Genomic DNA, 17,539 nt, shown 5'->3' with positions numbered 1-17,539 from the left:
ACGGCACACCGCCGCCCCCGCCCTTCCGTGCTGAGATGGCCGGGACGTCTGGCGCCCAAAAACTAACGCCGCTAGTTTGTGTGCCGGACGACCAGTACCGCCCGGGAGGAAGCGCGATGAAGGCACACGACGGCATGTACATCGACGGCGCCTGGCGCCCCGCCGCCGGCCAGGACGTGATCGAGGTCGTGAACCCGGCCGACGAGCAGGTGATCGGCACGGTCCCCGCGGGCACCGCCGAGGACGTCGACGCCGCCGTACGGGCCGCCCGCGCCGCCCTTCCGGCGTGGGCCGCCACCCCGCCCGCCGAGCGGGCCGCGCGCCTGGGCGCGCTGCGGGACGTGCTCGTGGCCCGCGCGGACGAGATCGCCGAGACCGTGACGGCCGAGCTCGGCTCGCCGCTGAAGTTCTCGCAGGCCGTCCACGCGGGCACCCCGATCGCCGTCGCGGGCTCCTACGCCGAGCTGGCGGCGACATACGCCTTCGAGGAGAAGGTCGGCAACTCGACCGTCTACCACGAGCCGGTCGGCGTGGTCGCCGCGATCACGCCCTGGAACTACCCCCTGCACCAGATCGTCGCCAAGGTCGCCCCGGCGCTCGCGGCCGGCTGCACGGTCGTGGTGAAGCCCGCCGAGGACACGCCGCTGGTCGCCCAGCTCTTCGCCGAGGCGGTGCACGAGGCCGGCGTCCCGGCGGGCGTGTTCAACCTGGTCACCGGCCTCGGCCCGGTGGCGGGCCAGGCCCTCGCCGAGCACCCGGACGTCGACCTGGTCTCCTTCACCGGCTCCACCGCCGTCGGCCGCCGCATCGGCGCGATCGCCGCGGGAGCGATCAAGAAGGTCGCCCTCGAACTGGGCGGCAAGTCCGCCAACGTCATCCTCCCGAGCGCCGACCTGGCCCGGGCGGTCAACGTCGGCGTCGCCAACGTCATGTCCAACTCCGGCCAGACGTGCAGCGCCTGGACGCGCATGCTGGTCCACCGCGACCAGTACGACGAGGCGGTCGGGCTGGCCGCCACCGCCGCCGCGAAGTACGGCGACCGCGTCGGGCCGCTCGTCAACGCCAAGCAGCAGGAGCGGGTGCGCGGTTACATCGAGCAGGGCGTCGCCGAGGGCGCCCGGCTGGTCGCGGGCGGCCCCGAGGCCCCGCGCGAGAAGGGCTACTTCGTCAGCCCGACCGTCTTCGCCGACGTCACGCCGGAGATGACCATCGCGCGTGAGGAGATCTTCGGCCCGGTCCTGTCGATCCTGCGGTACGAGGACGAGGAGGACGCCCTGCGCATCGCCAACGGCACGGACTACGGCCTCTCCGGTGCCGTCTGGGCCGGGGACGAGGCCGAGGCGGTGGCCTTCGCCCGCCGTATGGAGACCGGCCAGGTCGACATCAACGGCGGCCGCTTCAACCCCCTCGCGCCCTTCGGCGGCTACAAGCAGTCGGGCGTCGGCCGGGAACTCGGCGCGCACGGCCTGGCCGAGTACCTCCAGACCAAGTCCCTCCAGTTCTAAAGGGAGTTCGTTCCGTCATGGCTGTTCGCGCCGCCGTCCTGCCCGCCGTCGGCTCCCCGCTGGAGATCACCGGCGTCGAGCTGCCCGACCCCGGACCCGGCCAGGTCCGTGTCCGGCTCGCCGCCGCCGGGGTCTGCCACTCCGACCTGTCCCTGTCCAACGGCACCATGCGGGTACCGGTCCCCGCCGTCCTCGGCCACGAGGGCGCCGGCACGGTCGTCGCCGTCGGCGAGGGCGTCACCCATGTCTCGCCCGGCGACGGCGTCGTCCTCAACTGGGCGCCGTCCTGCGGCGGTTGCCCGGCCTGCGCGCGTGGCGAGGTCTGGCTGTGCGCCAACGCCCTGAACGGCGCCGCCGCCGTCCACGCCCGCCGCGCCGACGACGGCGCCGACCTGCACCCCGGCCTGAACGTCGCCGCCTTCGCCGAGGAGACGGTCGTCTCCGCGACCTGCGTCCTGCCCCTCCCGGACGGCATCCCGCTCACCGACGCCGCCCTCCTCGGCTGCGCCGTCCTCACCGGCTACGGCGCCGTCCACCACGCGGCCCAGGTCCGGCCCGGCGAGACCGTGGCGGTGTTCGGCGCCGGGGGAGTGGGCCTGGCCACGCTCCAGTCCGCCCGTATCGCGGGCGCGTCGAGGATCGTCGCGGTGGACGTCTCCCCGGAGAAGGAGGAACTCGCCCGGGCCGCCGGAGCGACCGACTACCTCATCGCCTCCGACACCACGCCCCGCGAGATCCGCGCCCTCACCGGCAAGGAGGGCGTCGACGTCGCCGTCGAGTGCGTCGGCCGCGCCACCACCATCCGCGCCGCCTGGGACTCCACCCGGCGCGGCGGCCGCACCACGGTCGTCGGCATCGGCGGCAAGGACCAGCAGGTCACCTTCAACGCCCTGGAGATCTTCCACTGGGGCCGGACCCTGTCCGGCTGCGTGTACGGCAACTCCAACCCCGCGCGGGACCTGCCCGTCCTCGCCGAGCACGTCCGTACGGGCCGCCTCGACCTGGGAGCCCTCGTCACCGAACGCATCGCCCTGGACGGCATCCCGGCCGCCTTCGAGAACATGCTCGCGGGCAAGGGCGGACGGGCGCTGGTGGTCTTCTAACGCCCGGCACGCCCCATGCCCCGGCCTCCGCGCGAGGCCGGGGCCCGAGGTGTGCCCGCACGCCGCTCCCGGGGCCTGGCGCAGGCGGCGCCTCGGTGTCAAGTACAGGCAAAACTGCTGCCGCACGACCCGTTGACGTCCATACCGTCCGGTCAGTACGTTCCCGGAACCCGAGCCACCCCCCGGTTTCGTCCCCGCACCCCCGGAGCGTGCACCACATGGACACGGCACCTTCCGCTCAACCGCTCACCACCACCGCCCCCGCCGTGGGCAACCGCCGCCGCGTCGCCACCGCGGCCGCGCTCGCCTCGGCCGTCGAGTGGTACGACTACTTCGTCTTCGGCATCGCCGCCGCCCTCGTCCTCGGCGACCTGTACTTCCCGGCGGGCAGTTCGACCGCCGGAGTCCTCGCCGCCTTCGCCACCTTCGCGGTCGGCTTCCTCGCCCGCCCGCTCGGCGGCATCGTCGCCGGCCACCTCGGCGACAAGCGCGGCCGCAAGCCGATGCTGGTCCTCGCGCTCACCCTGATGGGCCTGGCCACCACGGGCATCGGTCTGCTCCCGACGTACGAGACGATCGGCGTGGCCGCGCCGATCCTGCTCGTCCTCTTCCGTGTCGCCCAGGGCGTCGCGGTCGGCGCGCAGTGGGGCGGCGCGATGCTGTTGGCCACCGAGTACGCCCCCGAGGGCAAGCGGGGCGTCTACGGCAGCGTCGTCCAGCTCGGCGTCCCCATCGGCGTGGTGACCGCCAACACGGTCTTCCTGGTGGCCGGCGCGCTCACCACGGACTCCGCGTTCGCCTCCTGGGGCTGGCGCGTGCCGTTCCTGGTCGGCCTGTTCGTCCTCGCCCTCGCCTGGTACATCCACACCCGGGTCGAGGAGACGCCCGCGTTCCGGGAGGCCGAGCGGGCGCTGGCGGAGAAGGAGAAGAGCGAGCAGAGCTCGCCGCTGCGTACGGTCCTGCGCGGCCACCTCGGCACGGTGCTCCTCGCCGGCGGCTCCTTCGCCGTGAACACCGCGACGTTCTACATCCTCATCACGGGCGTCCTCGACTACACGACCCGGGAACTCGACATGGAGCGCGGTGCGGTGCTCACCGTCTCGCTCTGCGTCAGCCTCACCCAGCTCGTGCTGATCCCGGCCGCCGCCGCCCTCTCCGACCGGATCGGCCGCATCCGGATCTACGGGCTCGGCGCGGCCGGCATCGCGCTGTGGGCCGTACCGATGTTCCTGCTCATCGACACCGGCTCGCTGCTGTGGCTGGCGGTCGGCACGTTCGTCGCCAGCTGCTTCCTCAGCATCATGTACGGCCCGCAGGCCGCCCTGTTCGCCGAGTTGTTCACGCCCGAGATGCGCTACACCGGCGCCTCCCTCGGCTACCAGATCGCGGCCGTCTGCGGCGGCGGGCTCGCGCCCTTCCTCATGGTGCTGCTGCTGGAGGCGACGGGCACGTCGATGGCCGTCTCCGCCTACATCATCGTGCTCGCGGTGATCGCCCTGGTGTCGATCAAGATCCTCGCGGACCGGGCGCGTTCGCAGGAGTCTGCCGCGTCCAGAGCCGAGTCGGAGGGCTGAGTCAGCGCGCCGGGTCCGAGGCCCGCTCGGTCCGTGCCTCCGGAGCCGCTCCCGGAGGCACGGACCGGGCCGCCGCCCGCGACCGTGACACCGCCACCCCCGCGAGGCACAGGGCGCCGCCCGCCAGGGTCAGCAGCCCCGGCACCTCGCCGAGCGCCAGCCACGACATCAGCACGACCAGCGCGGGCACCGCGTACGTGGTCGCGCCCATCCGGCTCGCGGTCGTCCGGGCCAGGGCGTACGCCCACGTGGTGAAGGCGAGAGCCGTCGGAAACACCCCGAGATACACCATGTTGAGCGTCGCGGAGGCCGGGGCGGCGGCGGCCTCCTGGACGAGCTGCCCGGCGAACGGCAGGCACACCACCGCCCCGACCAGGCAACCGAACGTCGTCACCTGCAGCACGCTGGCCCGGCCCAGCGCCGGCTTCTGCGCGACGACCCCGCCCGCGTACCCGACCGCCGCCAGCAGGCACAGCACCACACCGAGCACCGAGGCACCGCCCTCGCCGGACATCGACAGCCCCACGGTCACCGCACCGGCGAACGACACCGCCATCCCCGCCAGCAGCCGTGGCGGCATCGCGTCCCCGAGCAGCCGCGCGCCCAGCAGGGCGATGAGGATCGGCCCGATGTTCACGACCAGGGCGGCCGTACCGGCGTCCACCTGTTGCTCGCCCCAGTTGAGGGCGACCATGTAGAAGCCGAACCACAGCACCCCGGACACCGCGATCCCGCGCCACGCCGACCGCGGCGGCAGGCCCTCCCGCCGTACGAGACAGATCACCCCCAGCGTCAGCGCCCCGGCCAGCAGCCGCCCGAGCGCCAGCGCGCCCGGCGAGTACGCGGCGCCGGCGGAGCGGATGGAGACGAAGGCGGAGGCCCACAGCACGACGGTCACGGTGGCGGCACCGGCGGCGAGGAGCTCCGTACGACGGGACGGGGAGGCGGTCATCATGCTCCAGAGGCTAGGTGGGGAGGGGGGAACGGGGCGCGCGGATTTCGGACGGGGCGCCGGGGCCCGGCCGGCCGTCAGCGCAGGGCAGCCGCCTCGATGCCGAGCAGCTCGGACAGCGCGCGCTCACCCGCCGCCGTCACCTTCACTGCCCGCTCGGAACCGATGCGCACGCACCACCCGGCGTCCAGCGCGTGCCGGCACAGGGCCGCGCCCGCGACACCCGCGAGATGGGGACGGCGCTCGGTCCAGTCGAGGCAGGCGCGGGCCAGGGGGCGGCGACCGCGGCGGTCGAGGCCCATGCCGTTCGCCTGGAACCAGGCGAGTCCCGCGTCCGTGAGCGCGAACCCGGTGGACCTCTCTCTGCTCGGCCGCAGCAGCCCGCGCCCGGTCAGCGCGTCGGTGACGGTGATGCCGAGCCGCCCGGCGAGGTGGTCGTAGCAGGTGCGGCCGCGGGCCATCGCCGAGCCGGCGCTCGACTCCCGCAGGTTCCGCGGTCGTACGTCCGTGCCCGGCGCCACCTGCGCGGCCAGGTCCTCCACCAGCTGGGCGGCCCGGGCGTCGGACAGCCGTACGTACCGGTGCCGGCCCTGCCGTTCCTCGGTGAGGAGGCCGCCGGCGACGAGCTTGCCCAGGTGCTCGCTCAGGGTGGAGGCGGCGACGCCCGCGTGCCGGGCCAGCTCGCCCGCGGTCCACGCGCGCCCGTCGAGCAGCGCCAGCAGGCACGCGGCCCGGGTCTCGTCGGCGATCAGCCCGGCGAGCCGCGCCAGCCCCGCCGCCCGGGGATCCCTCGTGGTCATGCCACCCAGCATGGAGCACGCATACTTCGGTGCCCGCCGAAGTGTCCTGAGCAGAGTCCTGGCGGTCTGTCCTATGCGGTCCCGCGCGCCTGCTCGTACTGCCGAGCCAGCCCGTCCAGCAACGCCGTCAGGCCGGTCTCGAAGGCCCGCTCGTCGATCTTCTCCTGCTGCTCGGCGAGGAGGTGGGCCTGGCCGAGGTGGGGGTAGTCGGCCGGGTCGTACGCGCTCGCGTCGTCCACGAAGCCCCCGGCGAAGGAGCCGAGCGCGGAGCCCATGATGAAGTACCGCATCAACGCGCCGATGGACGTGGCCTGCGCCGGCGGCCAGCCTGCCTCGACCATCGCGCCGTAGACGGCGTCCGCGAGGCGCAGCGCGGCCGGGCGGCGGCCGGGGCCGCGCGCCAGGACCGGGACGATGTTCGGGTGGTCACGCAGGGCCGCCCGGTAGGAGACGGCCCAGTCGTGCAGTGCGGTCCGCCAGTCCCGGCCGTCCTCGAACATCGACAGATCGACCTGGGCGCTCACCGAGTCGGCGACCGCCTCCAGGATCTCGTCCTTCGTGCGGAAGTGGTTGTAGAGCGACGGCCCGCTCACCCCGAGCTCGGCGGCCAGCCGCCGCGTGGAGACGGCCGTGAGGCCCTCCCGGTCCACGAGGTCCCGCGCCGTCTCGACGATGCGGTCGGTGCTCAGGAGGGGCTTGCGCGGTCGGGCCATGGCGCACATAGTAGGGCTGGGCCTGGAAACTAGCAGTGCTAATTTAAACGTACGGCTTTCAAAAAGTACGGCTTCGAGTGGGGTGGCTTGTGGTGAACCTGGAGCTCAGCGAGGAGCAGACCGCCGTCCGCCGGCTCGCCCGGGACTTCGTGGAGCGGGAGATCGCCCCCCACGCCTCCGCCTGGGACCGCGCCGAGGAGGTCGACCGGGGGATCGTCAAGAAGCTGGGCGAGGTCGGGTTCCTCGGGCTGACCATCGACGAGGAGTACGGCGGCTCGGGCGGCGACCACCTCGCGTACTGCCTGGTGACGGAGGAACTCGGCCGCGGCGATTCGTCCGTGCGCGGGATCGTCTCCGTCTCGCTGGGCCTGGTCGCCAAGTCCGTCGCCGCATGGGGGAGCGAGGAGCACAAGCGGCGCTGGCTGCCGGGCCTGACCTCCGGCGAACTGGTCGGCTGCTTCGGCCTGACCGAGCCCGGCACCGGCTCCGACGCGGGCAACCTCGCCACCCGGGCGGTGCGCGACGGCGGCGACTACGTCATCAACGGCACCAAGATGTTCATCACCAACGGGACATGGGCCGATGTGGTGCTGCTGTTCGCCCGCTCGACGGACGCCCCCGGCCACAAGGGCGTCTCCGCCTTCCTCGTGCCCACCGACACCCCCGGCCTGACCCGCCGCACCATCCACGGCAAGCTCGGCCTGCGCGGCCAGGCCACCGCCGAGCTGGTGCTGGAGGACGTGCGCGTGCCGGCCTCCGCCATGCTGGGCGAGGAGGGCAGGGGTTTCTCCGTCGCCATGGCGGCGCTGGCGAAGGGACGGATGTCGGTCGCGGCGGGCTGCGTCGGCATAGCGCAGGCCGCGCTGGACGCGGCGGTGCGGTACGCGGGGGAGCGCGAGCAGTTCGGGAAGACCATCGCCCACCACCAGCTCGTCCAGGAGCTGATCAGCGACATCGCCGTGGACGTGGACGCCGCTCGCCTGCTGACCTGGCGGGTCGCCGACCTCGTCGACCGCGGACTGCCCTTCGCCGTCGAGTCGTCCAAGGCCAAGCTCTTCGCCTCCGAGGCGGCCGTCCGCGCCGCGAACAACGCCCTGCAGGTCTTCGGCGGCTACGGCTACATCGACGAGTACCCGGCGGGCAAGCTGCTGCGTGATGCCCGCGTGATGACCCTCTACGAGGGAACCAGCCAGATCCAGAAGCTGGTGATCGGGCGGGCGTTGACGGGGGTTTCGGCGTTCTGAGTACGTGGCCTGGGCGTGGTCTGAGTATCCGGGCGGATGTGAACCCTGCGGCATCCGCCGACCCTGGTCCCATGAGTGACACACCGGTCAAGCAGCAGAGCACGGCCGCCTTCTACGGGCAGGCCGTGGCCTCCTTCGCGGTGGCCCTGGCCGCCACCGCGGTCGGCATCTTCAGCCTGCACGCCGACGCCTGGGTGCGCGGCTTCCTCGGCATCGCCGTCCTCTATCTCGTGACCTCCGCGTTCACCCTGGCCAAGGTGATCCGGGACCGGCAGGAGGCCGGGGCGATCGTGAACCGGGTCGACCAGGCGCGCCTGGAGAAGCTGCTCGCGGAGCACGACCCGTTCGAGAAGCTCTGAAGCCACCCCCTGCGGAGCAGGCACGCTAAGCGCCCGCTCACCTTCAGCGGTATGGTGTTACCCCTGCCAGAGATGAGGGGTGAGCGATGAGTACGGCGGAGGAGACGGCCGGTGGTGAGGCGCAACCGTGGGGTGAGGTCACGCCCGACGCGGCCCGACGGCTGCTGATCGCCGCCGTGGAGGCCTTCGCGGAGCGCGGCTACCACGCGACGACGACCCGCGACATCGCGGGCCGTGCGGGGATGAGCCCGGCCGCGCTCTACATCCACTACAAGACCAAGGAAGAACTGCTCCACCGCATCAGCAGGATCGGCCACGAGAAGGCCCTGGAGATCCTGCGGACGGCGGCCCGGGCGGAGGGCAGCGCCACCGAGCGCCTCGCCGACGCCGTGAGCTCCTTCGTCCGCTGGCACGCCGGCGGGCGTACCACCGCACGGGTCGTGCAGTACGAGCTGGACTCGCTCGGCCCTCAGGCCCGCGCGGAGATCGTGGCGCTGCGCCGGCAGTGCGACGCCGAGGTGCGGGGGATCATCGAGGACGGCGTGGCGGCCGGCGAGTTCGACGTCCTCGACGTCCGGGGCACGACCCTCGCGGTGCTCTCGCTCTGCATCGACGTGGCCCGCTGGTTCAACATCGACGGGCCCTGGACGCCCGACGAGGTCGGCGCGCTCTACGCCGACCTCGTGCTGCGGATGGTGGGGGCCAAGGGGCCCCGCGCGTCTCGGGCGTGACTCAGAGGTAGTACCGCGCCACCGACTCGGCCACGCACACCGGCTTGTCGCCGCCCTCGCGCTCCACCGTGAAGGCGACGGTCACCTGGATGCCGCCGGTCACCTCCTCGACGCCGGTGATCTTCGCGGTGGCGCGCAGCCGGGAGCCGACGGGGACGGGGGCGGGGAAACGCACCTTGTTGGTGCCGTAGTTGACGCCCATCTGCACACCCTCGACCTTGATCAGCTGCGGGCCGAAGAGGGGGAGCAGGGACAGCGTCAGGTACCCGTGGGCGATGGTGGTCCCGAACGGCCCGGAGGCGGCCTTCTCCGGGTCGACGTGGATCCACTGGTGGTCACCGGTGGCCTCCGCGAACAGGTCGATCCGCTTCTGGTCGATCTCCAGCCAGTCGGTGTGTCCCAGCTGCTCGCCCACCGCCGCCTTCAGCTCGTCGACGGACGTGAAGATCCTCGGCTCTGCCATGTTCCGGCCTCTCGCGCTCGCTCTGTCTGCACATGTCTAAGCAACTGCTTAGCATGCTAGTGCCGGGGGGCGCTGTCAACGGATCTCGACGGATGGGCGACGGATGGGGCGCGGGCGCGGCCGGCAGGGGCATCGGTAGGGTTCGAGGAGTGCCCCAGATCCCAGAGAAGATCCATGAGCTCACGGTCGGCCAGCTCTCCGCGCGCAGCGGGGCCGCCGTCTCCGCCCTGCACTTCTATGAGTCCAAGGGCCTGATCAGCAGCCGCCGTACGTCGGGCAACCAGCGCCGCTACAGCCGTGACACGCTGCGCCGGGTCGCCTTCATCCGGGCCGCCCAGCGGGTCGGCATCCCGCTGGCCACGATCCGTGAGGCGCTCGCCCAGCTCCCCGAGGAGCGCACCCCCACGCGGGAGGACTGGAGCCGCCTCTCCGAGACCTGGCGGGCCGAGCTGGACGAACGCATCAAGCAGCTCAACCGCCTCCGCGACCACCTCACCGACTGCATCGGCTGCGGATGCCTGTCCCTGGACACCTGCGTCCTGTCCAACCCGGACGACGTGTTCGGCGAACGCCTGACGGGTTCCCGCCTCATGGTGGACAACGGAACCCCACGCCGGGGAACCAACGGCCGCAAGCGCGTGTAGCGCGTAGCGCGTGTTGCTCGGTGGGTGGGCCGGGGCCGCACCCGGGGGCCCGGCCCACCCCTACTCGTGCTCGCTCCCGCCCTTCCGCATCGGATACGAACGCTGGGCTCCCCCGTACTGGAGCAGCGCCTCCGCCACCAACTGAGCGTTGGAAGCGGCCCGTTCACCGTCGGGCAGCAGCAGCGTGTCCTCCAGGCCGATGCGGGTCGCCAGGCCCAGCCGTCCGGCCAGGCGCAGGACCGGCCAGGTGCCGTCTTCCTCGCCGTGCAGGAGCACGGGGCGGCCGTGGGCCGTGCCGAGGTCGGACAGCAGGGCTCGGGCGGAGGCCTCCGCGCTGTCCGCCTCCGGGTCCGTCACCTCCGCGAGCACCCGCAGGACCCTCGGGCCGAGTGGTGAGGCGGCGAAGCGGGCTGCTCCGTCCGTGCCGGACCAGATGCCGGCCTCGACGCCCACGCCCAGGCCGAGCAGCAGGGCGGCGACCTCCTCGGCGCCCGGTTCATGCCAGTTGACCGAGGCGTGGTCGGGGAGGACGGTCCAGCCGCGTATGCGTTCCAGGCGGGCCGCCGGGTCCGGTTCGGTCCACGCGCCCGTGGTCACTCCGACCGGTACGGACACCCGGGCCCGTATCGCTTCCAGCGTGGCCGCGATCACGCGCGGCGACAGTGTGTCGTGCCCGCACGGCGTCTTGGGGTGGACATGGACGTCGGTGGCTCCGGCCGCGACGGCCTCGGCCGCCGAGTCGGCCATCGCCTCCGGCGACAGCGGTATCGCTGCCCCGTGGGCGGCTCCCCGGGGCCCGTTCAGACACACCTGCACCATGTCCCGATGGTGCCAGTCGGCACTGACAGTGGGGGGTGCGGCCTCCCCTGCGCACCCCCGTCGTACTCACTCAGGCCGACACCAGCATCCTCGCCCGCCTGGCATCCGTCAGCGCCTGGGGCGTGAGCACCGGGCGCGGCACCAGGATTCCGCAGTCCGTGCAGACCGGGCCCGACGAGGGCTCGTGGTCCAGGTCGTCCTTCCAGACGAGCCGTTGCCCCTGGCACACGGGGCAGGCCGAGCCCGGCTCGCGTTCCAGCGCGGCGATCAGCCGGCGCAGCACCTCGGCCAGCGGTTCACGGGGATGGACCGCCGGATCGTCGCACCACGCCACACCGAAACCGCCCCAGGTCATCCGGTGCCAGTCGTCCACGCTGCCCGGCCTGCGCAGGCCGTCGTGCTTCTCCTTCTTGCGGCGCTCGGCGAACTCGACCTCGTAGGCCAGCCAGACCGCCCGCGCCTCCTCCAGTTCCTCCAGTGCGGCCACGAGCCGCGCTGGATCGGGAGAGCGGTCCTCGGGGCCGAACGCTGCCCGGGAGCACAAATGGTCCCAGGTCGCCCTGTGCCCGTAAGGGGCGAACCGCTCAAGGCACTTGCGCAGCGAGTAGCGCCGTAGCGCCAGATCGCACCGCGGGTCGCGGACCTGTCTCGCCAGACTCCGGAAACCGGCCATCGTCCTGCACCTCCGTCACACCTGCACCTGTAAATCCGGTCACTTCGGCGTCGTCGTACGGACGTCGCCGAATAGACGTATCGACAAGCGAATCGGCTCCATCCTTTTTCCGATGGCCCCCATAAGCCGGCCGTGGGGTCTCACGAGCCAACTCCCGTTGTCTGTGTGCTTGCTGTGCAACTCCAAAAAGTGACGCTTGTTCATCTTCAATCGCGGGGATACCGGCGGTAACATCCCCGCCCACCTTCCGTCGTGAGGAGTCACCCATGGCACGAGGCACCCCACGCCCCGCCTTCGACAGACTGAGAACTCCCCGCGGATTCCACGGGTTCCTGAAGACCGCATCCGTATGCGTCCTGATCGCAGGTCTTTTGTCGCCCTTTTCACAGGCGGTGTCCGCCGAGCCGGCGAACCTCGAGGCCACGGACGTCGCGGCGGCGGCGAACGACCACTGCGGCGGCCAGTGTTCCGACCTCCTGCCGCCCGGCCAGAACGGCAACGCCACCCTCGCCCAGATCCTCCTCAACCAGGCCTTCGGCGCCCAGCCCGAGCACTCCTCCGACCAGCTCGGCCCGTACGCCGACCTCGCCACGGGCTACTCCGGACTCACCAACGACAAGATCAACACCTTCTTCAACGACGCGTCGTTCGGGGTCCCCGCCGACCAGGTCGCCTCCACCCTCAAGCCCGCCGGGCGCGGTGACGTGACGATCGTCCGCGACAAGAAGACGGGCGTTCCGCACATCACCGGTACCACCAGGTACGGCACGGAGTTCGGCGCCGGCTATGCGGCGGCGCAGGACCGGCTGTGGCTGATGGACGTCTTCCGGCACGTCGGGCGTGGTCAGTTGACCTCCTTCGCGGGCGGTGACCCGTCCAACCAGGGCCTTGAACAGCAGTTCTGGCGCCACGCCCCGTACACCGAGGCGGATCTACGGGCCCAGATCGACAACGCCGTCGCCACGCACGGCGAGCGCGGCAAGCAGGCACTCGCCGACGCCAAGGCCTACCTCGACGGCATCAACGCCTACATCGACGCCTCCGACAGCGGCCGCTACTTCCCCGGCGAATACGTCCTGACCGGCCACAAGGACTCGGTCACCAACGCAGGGAAGATCGAGCACTTCAAGATCACCGACCTGGTGGCGCTGGGCTCCGTCATCGGCGCGCTGTTCGGCTCCGGAGGCGGCGGCGAGGTCAACAACGCGCTTTCCCTGCTGGCCGCCCAGGAGAAGTACGGCGTGGTCGAGGGCACCAAGGTGTGGGAGTCCTTCCGGGAGCGCAACGACCCCGAGGCCGTCCTCACCCTCCACGACGGCAGCTTCCCGTACGCGACCCGGCCGGACGATCCGCAGGGCCGGGCGCTGCCCGACCCCGGTTCGGTGGAGCGGGAACCGCTGGTCCACGACCGCACCGGCAGCGCGGCCACGTCACGTGCCACCACCGCCTCCGGCGCGGCGGCCGAGGCCGCCGTGTCCTCGGCCAGGCGCGGCATGTCCAACGCGCTCGTGGTCAGCGGCGAGCACACCGCCAGCGGCCACCCGATCGCCGTCTTCGGCCCGCAGACCGGCTACTTCGCGCCCCAGCTCCTCCTGCTCCAGGAGATCCAGGGCCCGGGCATCAGCGCCCGCGGCGCCTCCTTCGCGGGCCTGAGCATGTACGTCCACCTCGGCCGCGGCCAGGACTACTCCTGGAGCGCCACGACCTCCGGCCAGGACATCATCGACACGTACGCCGTCGAACTGTGCCAGGACGACCACCACTACCTGTACCGCGGCACCTGCACGCCCATGGAGAAGGTCGAGCAGAAGAACGCCTGGAAGCCGACCGTCGCCGACGGCACCCCGGCCGGCTCGTACACCATGCGGGTCTGGCGTACGAAGTACGGCCCCGTGGAGTACCGCGCGACCGTCGGCGGCAAGAAGGTCGCCTACACGACTCTGCGCTCGTCCTTCCTGCACGAGGCCGACTCCATCATCGGCTTCCAGATGCTGAACGACCCGGGCTATGTGCAGGGCCCGCAGGACTTCCAGCGGGCGGTGCAGAACATCAACTACACCTTCAACTGGTTCTACGCCGATTCCGAGCACACCGCGTACTACAACAGCGGCGACAACCCGGTCCGGGCGAACGGCGTCGACGCCGAGTTCCCGGCGTGGGCACGGCCCGCGTACGAGTGGCGGGGCTGGGACCCGGCGACCAACACGGCCGACTACACCCCGGCCTCCGCCCACCCCCACTCCATCGACCAGGACTACTACATCTCCTGGAACAACAAGCAGGCCAAGGACTACACGACCGCGCCCTGGGGCAACGGCTCGGTGCACCGCGGCAATCTCCTCGACGACCGGGTGAGGAAACTGGTCGCCGCGGGCGGCGTGACCCGGGCCTCGCTGGTGAAGGCGATGGCCGACGCGGGCCTGACCGACCTGCGTGCCGAGAACGTGCTGCCGGACCTGCTGAAGGTCATCAACAGCTCGGCGGTCACCGACGCCACGGTCAAGGTGGCGGTCGACAGGCTGCAGGCGTGGGTGGCGGCGGGCGGCAAGCGCACGGAGACGTCGGCCGGTGCCAGGAAGTACGCCCACGCCGACGCGATCCGCACCCTGGACGCCTGGTGGCCGCTGCTGGTGAAGGCCGAGTTCGAACCGGGCCTCGGCAGCGACCTGTACACCGCCTTCACCGCCAACCTGCCCGTCGACGAGTCCCCGTCGGCCTCGCACGGCCCGACCGGCGCCCACGCCGGAAGCGCCTTCCAGTATGGCTGGTGGAGCTATGTCGACAAGGACATCCGGGCGGTGCTCGGTGAGCAGGTGCGGGGCCCGCTGGCCCGCACGTACTGCGGCGACGGCAGCCTCAGCGCCTGCCGGGACACCCTCATCGGCACGCTGAAGGAGGCGGCCGGCAAGACCGCGGCCCAGGTGTACCCGGGCGACGACCAGTGCGCGGCCGGTGACCAGTGGTGCGCCGACTCGGTCATCCACCGGGAGCTCGGCGGCATCAAGCACAGCGGGATCAGCTGGCAGAACCGGCCTACGTACCAGCAGGTGGTGGAGTTCACCTCGCACCGGTAGGGCGAGCCTGGCGGCGGGTCAGCGGATCCGGCCCGCCGCCAGCACCACCCGCGCCAGCTCCGGGTGCAGGATGTCGCTGTGCGCCCCGGACGGCGGCCCGCCGCGTCTGACCACCGCCGCCGCGTCGACGTTCACGCACCCGGAGGCGGGCAGCTGGGCCCTCAGCGCCTGGGCGAGGGTGAGCGCCCGGGTGCCGGGCACCGCCTGCACCCCGTCGAAGCCCAGCGCCCCCCACTTCGCGCCGAGGACTCGCCCGATGGCGCCGGCGGCGACCGACCGGCTGTCGCCCGCGATGCGCGAGGCGAGCGGATAGAACGTGCCGAGGACCGAGTCGTGGCGGGAGTGGCAGCACACCAGCGGGCCGTCGATGCGGTTCTGCTGCCCCTGGAGGACACCGCCGGCCCGCGCGTCGTGCGGCAGCCGGGCCGCGAAGGCGTAGTGCGAGAAGGCGCCTTGGAGCAGCGTCACGGACTTCACCGTGCGCACCCCCTTCGGCAGCCCGCGCAGCGCGAACGACACCAGCCGCGCGCCGAAACTGTGCCCGACCAGATGCACCCGCACCTGAGGCGCCGCCGCCGCGAGCCGCCCGATGACCCGGCCCAACCCGCGTTCGCCGACGGTTCCCGCGCGCCGCTTCATCGCGTAGTACGTCGCCTGCCGCAGCAGCTCGTGCGCGCCCTCCCAGGGGTTCGGCAAAGCGAAACCCTGGGCTTCCTCCGGCACTCGGTGCGTCGTCAGCGCCCGCGCGAACTCCGCGCAGACCGTCGCCGCCGGTCCCGCGAACATCTCCGGCTCGCTCTGCGGTACGCCCTCCGCCACCGTGTCCGCCGCGAACAGCGCCTGCGGCCCGGGTGCCACCACCTCCACCAGCAGCCGGACCAGACGCGCGAACTCCTCCAACTCGGCATCTTCCGGCGGCTGTTGCTCCAGCAACCGGGCGATCTGCTCGACGATGATCGCCCGGCCCGGGAAGGTCTCCAGCAGCGCGTGCCGCGTGTCCTTGTCCAGCGTCGGAGGTCTGGGGTGCCCGGCCGCCGCGGGCCGCGGGAAGTCCGGGATCGGCTCGTCCGAGAACCGCATCGCCGGCCACAGCACACCCACGTACCCGATCCGGGCCGTGGGGGCGAGCCGGGGCACCGGTGCGAAGAAGCGGTCGTAGAGCCGGGTCGCACCCGAACGGTCGTTGTTCCAGCCGTGCGCGAAGACCACCAGGTCACGGATCCCGCGGTCGGTCACCTCGGCGAGCAGCCGGTCCCGGTCGGGCCCGGCCGGGTCGCCGTCCGCGTCGAAGGTCAGCTCCCAGTACGGAGTCACACTCATCGCCGGATCCGCCATGACAGGCTCCTCATCCCCCGTTAGCGGCGCCACTTGGGCGCATCGTCCTGCCAACGGCGGCGATTGGCCATACGTCACGGCTCACCGGTACATACGTACGGCTCTCCGGTACGTACGCCACGGCTCTCCGGTGCGTGCGTCACGATTCTCCGGTGCGTACGTCACGGCTCACCGGTACAGCAGATAGCGCTCCCTGGTCCTCCGGAACGCCGCCAGTTCCTCCTGCCAGCCCGCCACCACCTCGTCGGTGCCGGCACCCGCGTCGATCATGGTGCGGACGCGCGTGGAGCCGGTGAGCTTGTCGATCCAGTGGTCGGGGCGCCAACGGAAGCCGCTCCAGACCTGCTTGGCGGTCACCAGCAGCGCGATCCCGGTGCGCACGGGGTCGTACGCGGCCCGGTCGTGCACATGGATCTGCACGCCCCCGATGGTCTTGCCCTGGAACTTGGAGAAGGTGGGCGCGAAGTACGCCTCCCGGAAGCGCACGCCGGGCAGCCCGACGTCGTTCGCCGCGGCGGCCCACCGGCCGTCGACGCCCTCCGCGCCCAGCAGCTCGAACGGCCGGGTCGTGCCCCGCCCCTCGGACAGGTTCGTGCCCTCGAAGAGACACGTCCCCGCGTAGACCAGCGCCGTGTCGGGCGTCGGCATGTTCGGGCTCGGCGGCACCCAGGGCAGGGCGGAGGCGTCGTAGAAATCCGACCGCTTCCAGCCCGTCATCCGCACGGTCTCCAGCGGCACCGGCGCGGTCAGGAACTCCCCGTTGAACAGCCGCGCCAGCTCCGCGACCGTCATGCCGTGCGCCTGCGCGATCGGCTGCCGTCCGACGAAGCTCGCGAACTCCCTGTGCAGGACAGGGCCCAGGGCGGCCCGCCCGGTCACCGGGTTGGGCCGGTCCAGGACCACGAACCGCTTGCCCGCGAGCTGCGCGGCCTCCATGCAGTCGTACAGGGTCCAGATGTACGTGTAGAAGCGGGCGCCCACGTCCTGGATGTCGAAGACGACCGTGTCCACGCCGGACGCGGTGAAGATGTCGGCGAGCGGCCGGCCGCTCTTGAGGTACGTGTCGTAGACCGGCAGCCCGGTCGCCGGGTCGTCGTAGCGGCCCTCGGAGCCGCCCGCCTGCGCAGTGCCGCGGAAGCCGTGCTCGGGGCCGAAGACGGCGGTCAGGTTCACGCGGTCGTCGGCGTGCATGACGTCGACGATGTGGCGTACGTCCCGGGTGATGCCGGTCGGGTTGGTGACGATCCCGACCCGCCGGCCGTGCAGTACGGCGTAGCCGTCCGCGGCCAGGCGTTCGAAGCCGGTGCGCAGTGGCCGGCCCCCGCCCGCCGGGGCCGCCTGAGCCGGGGCGGCCGTCGCGGCCACCGCGGCCGTGGTGGCGAGCAGGCTCCGTCTGGACAGCTTCATGCGGTGACCTCCGTGATCCCGGCGGCGAGTGGCATGCCCACGCACGCTAGCGCGCGCCCGGGGCGCGGGGAACGAGGCGGACCGGCCTGCTTGCGGACGGCCCTTCCGCCCGCACATACCGACCGGTTAGTCTGGCGCCGCAG

The 17,539-nt window shown here is 72.1% G+C and carries 16 protein-coding genes; 8 read left to right on the top strand and 8 right to left on the bottom strand.

Annotated elements, in window-relative coordinates:
• Window positions 1-116: 116 nt before the first annotated feature.
• The 3 genes from ACYVMZ_RS12000 (at window position 117) to ACYVMZ_RS11990 (ending at window position 4,182) form a co-directional block, all read left to right on the top strand.
• Window positions 117-1,505, top strand: coding sequence for an aldehyde dehydrogenase family protein (locus ACYVMZ_RS12000; protein ID WP_461078498.1), 1,389 nt, complete (start codon window positions 117-119; stop codon window positions 1,503-1,505).
• 17 nt (window positions 1,506-1,522) lie between these two features.
• Window positions 1,523-2,608 carry a Zn-dependent alcohol dehydrogenase gene (locus ACYVMZ_RS11995; protein ID WP_461078496.1) on the top strand — a complete coding sequence of 362 codons (1,086 nt, stop codon included), beginning with the start codon at window positions 1,523-1,525 and terminating at the stop codon, window positions 2,606-2,608.
• Window positions 2,609-2,826: 218 nt separating this feature from the next.
• Window positions 2,827-4,182 (top strand): MFS transporter, encoded by a 1,356-nt coding sequence (locus tag ACYVMZ_RS11990; protein WP_461078494.1) that lies wholly within the window; start codon window positions 2,827-2,829, stop codon window positions 4,180-4,182.
• Between the two features lies 1 nt (window position 4,183).
• On the opposite strand, the gene ACYVMZ_RS11985 is transcribed toward ACYVMZ_RS11990, so the two are convergent.
• The 3 genes from ACYVMZ_RS11985 to ACYVMZ_RS11975 all read right to left on the bottom strand — a co-directional run bounded on the left by ACYVMZ_RS11985 (window position 4,184) and on the right by ACYVMZ_RS11975 (window position 6,647).
• Window positions 4,184-5,134, bottom strand: a complete 951-nt coding sequence (locus ACYVMZ_RS11985) for a DMT family transporter (protein ID WP_461078548.1) — start codon at window positions 5,132-5,134, stop codon at window positions 4,184-4,186.
• Window positions 5,135-5,211: 77 nt separating this feature from the next.
• Complete coding sequence (locus tag ACYVMZ_RS11980) at window positions 5,212-5,946, bottom strand: ArsR/SmtB family transcription factor (protein ID WP_461078492.1); 735 nt, start codon at window positions 5,944-5,946, stop codon at window positions 5,212-5,214.
• Window positions 5,947-6,005: 59 nt separating this feature from the next.
• Window positions 6,006-6,647 carry a TetR/AcrR family transcriptional regulator gene (locus ACYVMZ_RS11975; RefSeq protein WP_461078489.1) on the bottom strand — a complete coding sequence of 214 codons (642 nt, stop codon included), beginning with the start codon at window positions 6,645-6,647 and terminating at the stop codon, window positions 6,006-6,008.
• Between the two features lie 92 nt (window positions 6,648-6,739).
• Between ACYVMZ_RS11975 and ACYVMZ_RS11970 the strand changes: the two genes are divergently transcribed.
• The 3 genes from ACYVMZ_RS11970 to ACYVMZ_RS11960 all read left to right on the top strand — a co-directional run bounded on the left by ACYVMZ_RS11970 (window position 6,740) and on the right by ACYVMZ_RS11960 (window position 8,981).
• The gene (locus tag ACYVMZ_RS11970; protein ID WP_461078487.1) at window positions 6,740-7,891 is read left to right on the top strand and encodes an acyl-CoA dehydrogenase family protein; all 1,152 of its coding nucleotides are present in this window, start codon (window positions 6,740-6,742) and stop codon (window positions 7,889-7,891) included.
• Window positions 7,892-7,962: 71 nt separating this feature from the next.
• Window positions 7,963-8,250 (top strand): YiaA/YiaB family inner membrane protein, encoded by a 288-nt coding sequence (locus ACYVMZ_RS11965; protein ID WP_461078485.1) that lies wholly within the window; start codon window positions 7,963-7,965, stop codon window positions 8,248-8,250.
• Window positions 8,251-8,336: 86 nt separating this feature from the next.
• Window positions 8,337-8,981, top strand: coding sequence for a TetR family transcriptional regulator (locus tag ACYVMZ_RS11960; RefSeq protein WP_461078483.1), 645 nt, complete (start codon window positions 8,337-8,339; stop codon window positions 8,979-8,981).
• A gap of 1 nt (window position 8,982) precedes the next feature.
• On the opposite strand, the gene ACYVMZ_RS11955 is transcribed toward ACYVMZ_RS11960, so the two are convergent.
• The gene (locus ACYVMZ_RS11955) at window positions 8,983-9,444 is read right to left on the bottom strand and encodes a MaoC family dehydratase (protein WP_461078481.1); all 462 of its coding nucleotides are present in this window, start codon (window positions 9,442-9,444) and stop codon (window positions 8,983-8,985) included.
• Between the two features lie 149 nt (window positions 9,445-9,593).
• On the opposite strand from ACYVMZ_RS11955, the gene soxR reads away from it, so the two are divergent.
• Window positions 9,594-10,088: a redox-sensitive transcriptional activator SoxR gene (gene soxR / locus ACYVMZ_RS11950; protein ID WP_461078479.1), complete on the top strand. Its 495-nt coding sequence runs from the start codon at window positions 9,594-9,596 to the stop codon at window positions 10,086-10,088.
• A gap of 60 nt (window positions 10,089-10,148) precedes the next feature.
• Here soxR and ACYVMZ_RS11945 read toward each other — a convergent pair whose 3' ends face one another.
• Both ACYVMZ_RS11945 and ACYVMZ_RS11940 read right to left on the bottom strand, forming a co-directional pair.
• Window positions 10,149-10,907, bottom strand: a complete 759-nt coding sequence (locus tag ACYVMZ_RS11945) for a 3-keto-5-aminohexanoate cleavage protein (RefSeq protein WP_461078477.1) — start codon at window positions 10,905-10,907, stop codon at window positions 10,149-10,151.
• Window positions 10,908-10,977: 70 nt separating this feature from the next.
• Window positions 10,978-11,580, bottom strand: a complete 603-nt coding sequence (locus ACYVMZ_RS11940) for a hypothetical protein (RefSeq protein WP_461078475.1) — start codon at window positions 11,578-11,580, stop codon at window positions 10,978-10,980.
• Window positions 11,581-11,846: 266 nt separating this feature from the next.
• Between ACYVMZ_RS11940 and ACYVMZ_RS11935 the strand changes: the two genes are divergently transcribed.
• On the top strand, window positions 11,847-14,654 hold the full coding sequence (locus tag ACYVMZ_RS11935) for a penicillin acylase family protein (protein WP_461078473.1): 2,808 nt from the start codon (window positions 11,847-11,849) through the stop codon (window positions 14,652-14,654).
• A gap of 18 nt (window positions 14,655-14,672) precedes the next feature.
• Here the strand turns inward: ACYVMZ_RS11935 and ACYVMZ_RS11930 are convergent, their stop codons facing one another.
• On the bottom strand, window positions 14,673-15,989 hold the full coding sequence (locus ACYVMZ_RS11930; protein ID WP_461078471.1) for a serine-threonine protein kinase: 1,317 nt from the start codon (window positions 15,987-15,989) through the stop codon (window positions 14,673-14,675).
• A 168-nt stretch (window positions 15,990-16,157) separates the two neighbouring features.
• Window positions 16,158-17,396 carry an exo-beta-N-acetylmuramidase NamZ family protein gene (locus ACYVMZ_RS11925; protein ID WP_461078469.1) on the bottom strand — a complete coding sequence of 413 codons (1,239 nt, stop codon included), beginning with the start codon at window positions 17,394-17,396 and terminating at the stop codon, window positions 16,158-16,160.
• Window positions 17,397-17,539: the final 143 nt, after the last annotated feature.

The organism is Streptomyces deserti (assembly GCF_054782695.1).
This window is presented reverse-complemented; position numbering and strand designations above follow the sequence as displayed.

Excerpts from the sequence above, each read along its gene's own strand:
- ACYVMZ_RS12000 (WP_461078498.1), top strand. The coding sequence starts at position 117 with ATGAAGGCACACGACGGCATGTACATCGACGGCGCCTGGCGCCCCGCC.
- ACYVMZ_RS11995 (WP_461078496.1), top strand. The coding sequence starts at position 1,523 with ATGGCTGTTCGCGCCGCCGTCCTGCCCGCCGTCGGCTCCCCGCTGGAG.
- ACYVMZ_RS11990 (WP_461078494.1), top strand. The coding sequence starts at position 2,827 with ATGGACACGGCACCTTCCGCTCAACCGCTCACCACCACCGCCCCCGCC.
- ACYVMZ_RS11985 (WP_461078548.1), bottom strand. The coding sequence starts at position 5,134 with ATGACCGCCTCCCCGTCCCGTCGTACGGAGCTCCTCGCCGCCGGTGCC.
- ACYVMZ_RS11980 (WP_461078492.1), bottom strand. The coding sequence starts at position 5,946 with ATGCTGGGTGGCATGACCACGAGGGATCCCCGGGCGGCGGGGCTGGCG.
- ACYVMZ_RS11975 (WP_461078489.1), bottom strand. The coding sequence starts at position 6,647 with ATGGCCCGACCGCGCAAGCCCCTCCTGAGCACCGACCGCATCGTCGAG.
- ACYVMZ_RS11965 (WP_461078485.1), top strand. The coding sequence starts at position 7,963 with ATGAGTGACACACCGGTCAAGCAGCAGAGCACGGCCGCCTTCTACGGG.
- ACYVMZ_RS11960 (WP_461078483.1), top strand. The coding sequence starts at position 8,337 with ATGAGTACGGCGGAGGAGACGGCCGGTGGTGAGGCGCAACCGTGGGGT.
- ACYVMZ_RS11955 (WP_461078481.1), bottom strand. The coding sequence starts at position 9,444 with ATGGCAGAGCCGAGGATCTTCACGTCCGTCGACGAGCTGAAGGCGGCG.
- ACYVMZ_RS11945 (WP_461078477.1), bottom strand. The coding sequence starts at position 10,907 with ATGGTGCAGGTGTGTCTGAACGGGCCCCGGGGAGCCGCCCACGGGGCA.
- ACYVMZ_RS11940 (WP_461078475.1), bottom strand. The coding sequence starts at position 11,580 with ATGGCCGGTTTCCGGAGTCTGGCGAGACAGGTCCGCGACCCGCGGTGC.
- ACYVMZ_RS11935 (WP_461078473.1), top strand. The coding sequence starts at position 11,847 with ATGGCACGAGGCACCCCACGCCCCGCCTTCGACAGACTGAGAACTCCC.
- ACYVMZ_RS11930 (WP_461078471.1), bottom strand. The coding sequence starts at position 15,989 with ATGGCGGATCCGGCGATGAGTGTGACTCCGTACTGGGAGCTGACCTTC.
- ACYVMZ_RS11925 (WP_461078469.1), bottom strand. The coding sequence starts at position 17,396 with ATGAAGCTGTCCAGACGGAGCCTGCTCGCCACCACGGCCGCGGTGGCC.